The organism is Streptomyces sp. NPDC005151 (assembly GCF_053599875.1).
Genome location: NZ_JBSFYR010000095.1, coordinates 21,626 through 28,386, shown reverse-complemented (window position 1 = coordinate 28,386; position 6,761 = coordinate 21,626). Strand labels below are relative to the sequence as shown.

General features: G+C 69.8%; 4 protein-coding genes. 1 reads left to right on the top strand and 3 read right to left on the bottom strand.

The features are described from left to right. Window positions 1-104: 104 nt before the first annotated feature. Window positions 105-635, top strand: a complete 531-nt coding sequence (locus ACWD6R_RS33395) for a hypothetical protein (RefSeq protein ID WP_451822136.1) — start codon at window positions 105-107, stop codon at window positions 633-635. 539 nt (window positions 636-1,174) lie between these two features. Here ACWD6R_RS33395 and ACWD6R_RS33390 read toward each other — a convergent pair. The 3 genes from ACWD6R_RS33390 to ACWD6R_RS33380 all read right to left on the bottom strand — a co-directional run bounded on the left by ACWD6R_RS33390 (window position 1,175) and on the right by ACWD6R_RS33380 (window position 6,600). After that, a complete protein-coding gene (locus ACWD6R_RS33390; protein WP_451822135.1) occupies window positions 1,175-1,447 on the bottom strand; it encodes a DUF6225 family protein in 273 nt (90 codons plus the stop codon). 319 nt (window positions 1,448-1,766) lie between these two features. Beyond that, window positions 1,767-4,853 carry an alpha-N-acetylglucosaminidase TIM-barrel domain-containing protein gene (locus ACWD6R_RS33385; protein ID WP_451822134.1) on the bottom strand — a complete coding sequence of 1,029 codons (3,087 nt, stop codon included), beginning with the start codon at window positions 4,851-4,853 and terminating at the stop codon, window positions 1,767-1,769. A gap of 124 nt (window positions 4,854-4,977) precedes the next feature. Beyond that, window positions 4,978-6,600 carry a beta-N-acetylhexosaminidase gene (locus ACWD6R_RS33380; protein WP_451822133.1) on the bottom strand — a complete coding sequence of 541 codons (1,623 nt, stop codon included), beginning with the start codon at window positions 6,598-6,600 and terminating at the stop codon, window positions 4,978-4,980. Window positions 6,601-6,761: the final 161 nt, after the last annotated feature.

The window sequence follows — 6,761 nt, the reverse complement described above, 5'->3', positions numbered from 1 at the left end:
CGCACCCCTGACCGGCACCACCCACGGGCAGGGATCAACGCGACATCACGGGCGCAAGATCAACCGATCCGCGTCGTGAAACAACGAGGCCGGGGGAGGGGCTCATGCGACGGACCTTTTCGTGGCCGGTGTCCCGGCGCTTCGTCGGCGCTGTTGCGGTCGGTGCGACCCTGATCGCGACCTCAGGGTGCACGGTCCCCGTCGATGCCGTCACGGGGATCTCCGTGACCGGCGACGGCCATCTGGTCGGCGTCATGATGATCTGCGGGCACCATATCGACGGCGCGACGCTCTACGTGGACAGTACCGATGTCAAAAGCCAGACGAAGATGGGTTCATGGACCGCTGACCGTCCCCTCACAGCCGGACTCGTCACCTGGCCCCTGGACGCCCCCGCCGCCGGCTGGACCGTGACCAAGCCTCTGGCCCCGCTCATGGCCGGGACCACGTATGCCCTCTACGGCTGGACCAAGGACAACTCCTGGTCATCGGCAAGCGTCTCCTTCACCCTGACCGACCGGGACCGGCTCACCCCGGGAAGGGTCCGCTACGACGATCTCTCGGTCAACGGTGGTAGTTCCCCCACCGCCGTCTCCACAGCGGACTTCACAGCCACGGTCTGCCGGGACACGTAGCCACAGCCCGTCACGCCGAGGCTCGCTTTAGCGGCCCCGCTGAGCGGGAGTTGGCCGCCGGCCTGAAAACCAGCAGGCCCACCATTACCTCCGCGTGCGCCCTCCTGCGTGAGAGCGGCTACGCGCACAGCCGCCAGGGCTCCGGTACCCGGACGGCACTGCCCGAGGACTGTGCCCCCAGCGGCGTCACACGGGTCATCGCGCCTCTGGACAGCGCGATCGGTCCTCAGGTCGTGCCGAATTGGGACGGTCCGCCGTCGCCACTAAACACAGATCCAGCAGTAGAAGTGATGCCCTTGCTCAACCGCCCGGCTCGCCAAGTCGGCTGCCCGTTCCGCGCGGTGTCGGAGATGTCGGACGGGGTGTGGAACGAGGCGCCGCCCAGGGTGCGGTTGCTGAAGGCCGGATCTCTCCGGCGACCGCGTAGGCAATCGTCTGTGGTTCACGCTCAGGTCCACGGGGCTGCTCCTTCGGTGTGGGCGTGTCCGGCGAATGCTGCGGCGGTAACTGACAGTCCGGTGGACCTGAGCGTGACCGGTTCAGTCGAGATGGTCGTACCTGTCTGGCTCCCAGTCGGCGAACAGGGTCAGCGCCTTCTCCGTTTCGGTGCGTTCTGGCGTCGTCGCGGTGGCCGGCCACCAGTTTTCCACCTGGTGGGCGTCCACGAGGACGAAGCCGCGGTACCCGTCGAAGTCGCCGGGGTCGCTTGCCACACCGATATGGATGGGTGCGTCATCGGGCAGATCTTTGAGGGCGTCGCGCAGCTGTGCGGCGTTCCAGATTTGAGGGGTGTGCTCGAAGGTGTCGGCCATGCGCACAGGTTGCCGGAGTGGGCTGTCCAACTGGGGGAGACACGGCTGCTTACCGGGCTAAAGCGCTGATCCGGTGCAAGGGTGGGGCAACGAACAGACCACCCGCCGGGAGACAGGGTTCTTACCGGCACCCCGAGCCGGTGACCGGGAGGGCCAGGACTGATCAGCCCGCGGTGGCTTCCTGTGTGCGCGGGCTGCCCTGGTGCTGGCGAGTCGACAGGACTCCATGCCCGTCTCGATAGTTCCCGCCGAAGGCGAGCCGGTCGAAGATCCGCTTGACGGTGAGCCGCTGTTCAGGGGGTCGTAGGCGGTCTGAGCGCTACTGCTCGGTTACGGTGAACTCGCGGAACGTGGCCAGGCCGGTGGCGCCGCTGCCGCCGTTGGCCGCAGTGAAGAAGACACCGACGTCCTGCCGCGCGGCGGCGGTGGGCACGGTCACGCCGGCCACCGCGGTCCACGTCGTCCGATCGGCGCTGCACTCCGCGTCGAACCGGTCTCCGGTCCGGCTGAGACGCAGCCAGACCGGCGCGGTCCAGCCGGCGGAGGCCAGGACCGTTTCCAGCTTGCCGTCTCCGTTGCGGTCGGCGCTGACCGCGCAGCCGTGCGCCGGGGTGACCGCGAGATTGAGAAAGCCGGTGGATCCATTGGTGGCCAGGGAATTTCGCACCACGATGCCGGCTCGGGCCCACTGCCCGGTGGAGTCTTCGGTGGTGACGAGCACCGTCGCGGTCGCCCCGTCGGCGAAGCCCCCGGGCAGGTAGATCGCGCCGAACTGATGGGTACCGCCCCACATGTCACGGCCACCACCATGGATGCCGAGCTCGTCGCCGGCGGCCACGAACGTGGCGGCGTTGAAGTTCGCGACGGCGTACGGGGCGCCGACCGGCGCTCCGGTAAGGATCCGCTTCGGCACCGTGACCCGCCCGCCGCGCCGGCCCACCCGATAGTCCGCGGTGATGGAGAGGGTTGTCACGACGCCGTCCGGCCGCCAATCGGCCGGCGCGGTCAGTCGCCACGTGACGTCGGCGCTCGCCCCACCGGCGAGAACGGGCGATGTGGTCGGGCCGGCCGCGGCGCCCGTCACCCCGTCGGGCGCCGTCATACTGACGGCGAGATGGTCCGCATCGGACAGCCCACTGCGGTTGGTGACAGTGCCGGAAGCGGTCAGCTCGCCGCCGGCGAGCAGAACGGGCCGGTCGGTACTGAGCTCGGCGTCGACCTGATGGGTGTCTGCGGCCAGGACCCGCCACACCTCGGCGGCCAGGCCGTACTCGTCGCCCCGCGGGTGCTGCGGGTAAACGGTGTGGTCGCGCGCCCAGGCGTCAGCGAGCGCGAACCAGTCGGGCGGCACCGGCGGCCGGCCGGTGCGCAGCGCGGTGCGCAGCACGGCGAAGTACGCCGCCCAGCGTGGCCGGTACACGTCGCGAATCAGGCCGTCCCACTCCCGGTTCGCGTAGTCGTGCAGGCCGCCGGTCACCGAAGCCGACCGGTCGCCCCAGACGGTGAGGATGCTGCGCTGGTCGAACTCCAGCTGATCGGCCTCGGCCTGATCGAGGCCGGCCTCCCGGGCCCGGGCGAGCCTGGGGCCGAGCAGGTACTCGGGCCGGGTGGACACGAGCCGGGCGAGCAGGTTCATGAAGCCGAGCCAGGTGTCGGTGAGTTCGTCGAACGTGGCCCGGTCAGCGGTCTGGTACGCGCCGTGGATCCGCGGCAGCAGGATCCGCGCGCGGTTGGTCAGAGCCTGCCGGGCGACGTCCACGAGGTCGTGGCGGTAGGCGTCGGAGCGTCTCAGCGACGGCGAGACACGCAGCAGCGCGGTGAGCGCGGTGTCGAAGTCGGCGCCCTGGTAGGTCATCGTGGTCGGCGACCAGCCGGCGCCGGTGGTGGCTGACAGGGACGGCTGCGCGCAGAACAGGCTGTCCTGCGGCTCGCCCTTGTCGCTGGTGTCGGCGTATGCGGTGCGCGCGAGCGCCGACCAGGCGGCGGCGGCATGCGCGTCGTGACCGCCGTACCGGCGGGCGGCATAGTCGGTGAAGTAGTTCTGCGCGTCGACGCGTTGCGTGGTCCAGGCAAGTGAGGTGAACACGTCGAGGGCGGCGTCGTTGTTGTCCGCGGCCTCCGGCATCAACGCGATACCGGCGAGCGCGCTGTTCGGCTTGTCGCGCCAGTCCCGGTACTTTGCCAGCCAGCGGTCCGCCGCGCCGCCCAGGGTCGTCTTGCCGCCGAAGTTGAAGATCGTGCCGAACGCGTACGGAGTGCCGGACCAGTCTTTTTCCCGGTCCACCGCGGGCGGTCGTTCGCTGAGCCCGTCGACGATGAGCATGCGCGAGGTGTCGACCGCGGCGAGCGTCTCGGTGCGTGGATTGTCCTGCCAGCCGAGGATCACCCAGATGGCGTCCGGGTGCGCGGCCCGCAGTGCGGTCTCCACCGCGGCCGACGCTTCGCCGACCGGTACCGGTCCGGGAGTGCCGCCTTCGTGCAGCAGGTCGAGCTTGTACATCGAGGTGGTGCCGTAGCGTCGCGCGGAGTGTCGGTAGAACGCTTCGGCGATTCGGGCGAAGTGCTCGTCTCGCGGATCGATCCAGTCCGGGCGCTTGAAGCCGCACCAGGTGCCCTGCGGCACGATCGCCGCGCCGGGGTTCTTGTCGGCGAACGCCGGCGGCACGGTCCCGTAGTAGCCAGGCAGTACCGGGGCCATGCCCAGGGCGCGAACATGGTCGATGATCTGTCGGCTCAGGGCGGCCCGCCGTTCGCGCAGTCCGCCGGAGACGGGACCTGCGAACCCCGTCATGTTCTGCAGCAGCCACCATGGCTGGTGTGCCGCTCCGGGTATCCAGGCCCGCAGTTCCTCGTCGGTGTAGCCGAACTCGCGGAACGTGTCGTGGTACACCGCGTCTGCGCCGAGATGCAGCAGTACCTCGTTGCAGCCGTGCAGGGCGAGCAGATCGATCTCGCGTTGCCAGTACGTGAAGTCGCCGTACGGTTCTGTGTAGCCGTCGTTGGTGTCGTTGAGGGCGAACCGGTGCGGGACGTCGGCGCGGCCGACGAGGGGCTCGGCGGGCGCGGGGAGCTTCCCCGGCAGATCGAGGTTGTCGGCGACCCACCAGACCCCGCGGTACTGGCTGCCGAGGTAACGCTGGAAACCGGCGAGCATTGTGGCCGGGCTGGTGCCTTCGATGACCAGCGCGGCTGTCCTCCCGCTGACCCGGTACGTGTCGGCGCTGTCGCTGATCGGCCGGAGGCTGATCTGGTCGGCACGGTTGCCGATGAGCCGGCGCAGCGCCGCGGCGGCCGGGGCAGGGTCGAACGGGCCGTCGGCCGCGGCGGCGGCGGCGGCCGGACCGGGAACGAGGCCGGCGCCCAGAGCGGTTGACATGGCGAGCAGGAATGTGCGGCGGCGAGTCATGCAAGGGCTCCTCGGTCTGCGGCAGGGAGGTTGGCGGGAGGCGCAGCCTGATCAACGTCGGCGCGGGGGTCGGGCCATCCGGACGAGTCTTTCCGTATGCGTTGAGGGGGAGCCGCTGCTGCCGCTAGCCGGCCGGCCAGGGCACCTGCGCCGACTTGTAGTAGTTGACGCCGAGCGCGTCCCAGCGCGGGCCCTGTGCCGCGAGGCGCACCTTGTACGTGTCCCAGTCGTGCGTGGCCTGCGGCGACCAGCCCAGCTCGGCGACGCCGGGCAGCCTCGGGAAGGCCATGTACTCGACCTGCGCGGAGGTCGAGAGGGTCTCCGACCACAGCGGCGCCTCCACGCCCTGGACGGACGAGGCGGGCGCGCCCGGGATGTAGCTGCCCGGGTTCCAGTCGTAGGACCGCTGGACCTCGACGTAGCCGGCCCAGGCGAGGCCGAGCGGGGTGTCCTTGTTGTACTTCATGTCGAGGTAGACCCGGTCCGCGGGCGAGAGGACGAGCCCCGTCCCGTTCTGCGCCGCCGCCGCGACCTGTGCCTTCTCGGCGGCACTGGTCCCGTCGAGGCCCCAGTACTGGGCGACGGCGCACTTCGCCGGGTTCGCGCCCGTCAGCTGGTGCCAGCCGATCACGGTCTTCCCGTACGTGGCGACGATCGGCTGCACCTTGTCCATGAACGTGACGTAGTCCTCATGGCTGGTGGAGTGCGCTTCGTCTCCGCCGATGTGGAGGTACTTGCCGGGGGTGAGGGCGGCCAGCTCGCGCACGACGTCGTCCACGAAGTCGTACGTGATGTCCTTGTTGACGCACAGGGAGCTGAAGCCGACGTTCGTGCCGGTGTAGAGCGGGGGCGCTACGCCGTCGCAGTTCAGGTCCGCGTAGGAAGCGAGCGCGGCGTTCGTGTGGCCCGGCATGTCGATCTCGGGGACGACCTCCAGATACCGCGAGGCGGCGTACTGGACGATCTCCATGTACTGGTCCTTGGTGTAGTAGCCGCCCTGCCCGCCGCCCACTTGGGTGGAGCCGCCGTACTCCGCGAGGCGCGGCCAGGAGTCGATGGCGATGCGCCATCCCTGGTCGTCGCTCAGGTGCAGATGCAGCTTGTTGATCTTGTAGAGGGCCAGCTGGTCGATGTAGCGCTTGACCTTGTCGACCCCGAAGAAGTGCCGGGAGACGTCGAGCATCGCGCCGCGGTAGCCGTACCGCGGGCTGTCCTCGATGGTGCCTCCGGCGACCAGCCACGGGCCGGGCTGCTTGCTGCTCTTCTCCACCGCGGCGGGCAGCTGCTGACGCAGGGTCTGCACGCCGTGGAAGAGGCCGGCGGGCTTGTGCGCGGTGATGGTGATGGAGGCGCGCCCGGACTGGAGGCGATAGCCCTCGGCCCCCAAATCCTTGGCGCCGCGGCTGAGTTCGAGGCGGATGCCGTCGTGCCCGTCCTCGTCCGTGACCGGCAGCCGGTAGCCGGTGGAGGGCCGCAGGACCCCGGCGAGATAGGCCGCGACCTGCCGCGCGTCCCGCGAGTCGTCCTCGACCCGGATCCGGGTGTTCGAGGTGATCGCGTACGCCGGTCCGCCCGCCTCGACGGACGCGGGGGCGGGCACGACCTGGCCCAGCGGCGTGGTGGCCTGTGCGGCGGATCCGTTCTGGGCGGGGGCGGCGCCGACGGCGGACACCCCTGCGGCCGCGACGAGCAGCAGCGAACCGAACAGCCGGGTGGCCCTGTGATGCTGCTTCTGGTGCTGTCTCACAAACGGTCCCTTCGACGAGCGACGAGGTCGTGCTTCGCGGGGGGTTCACATCTGTGGCGCCGAGCAACCGAACAGTCACCATAGGTACCGTCCGCCCCATGAGCAGGTCAAGGGTGTAGACCAATTCTTACGGGGGTGGGTGACAGAATCCCGGCATGGCG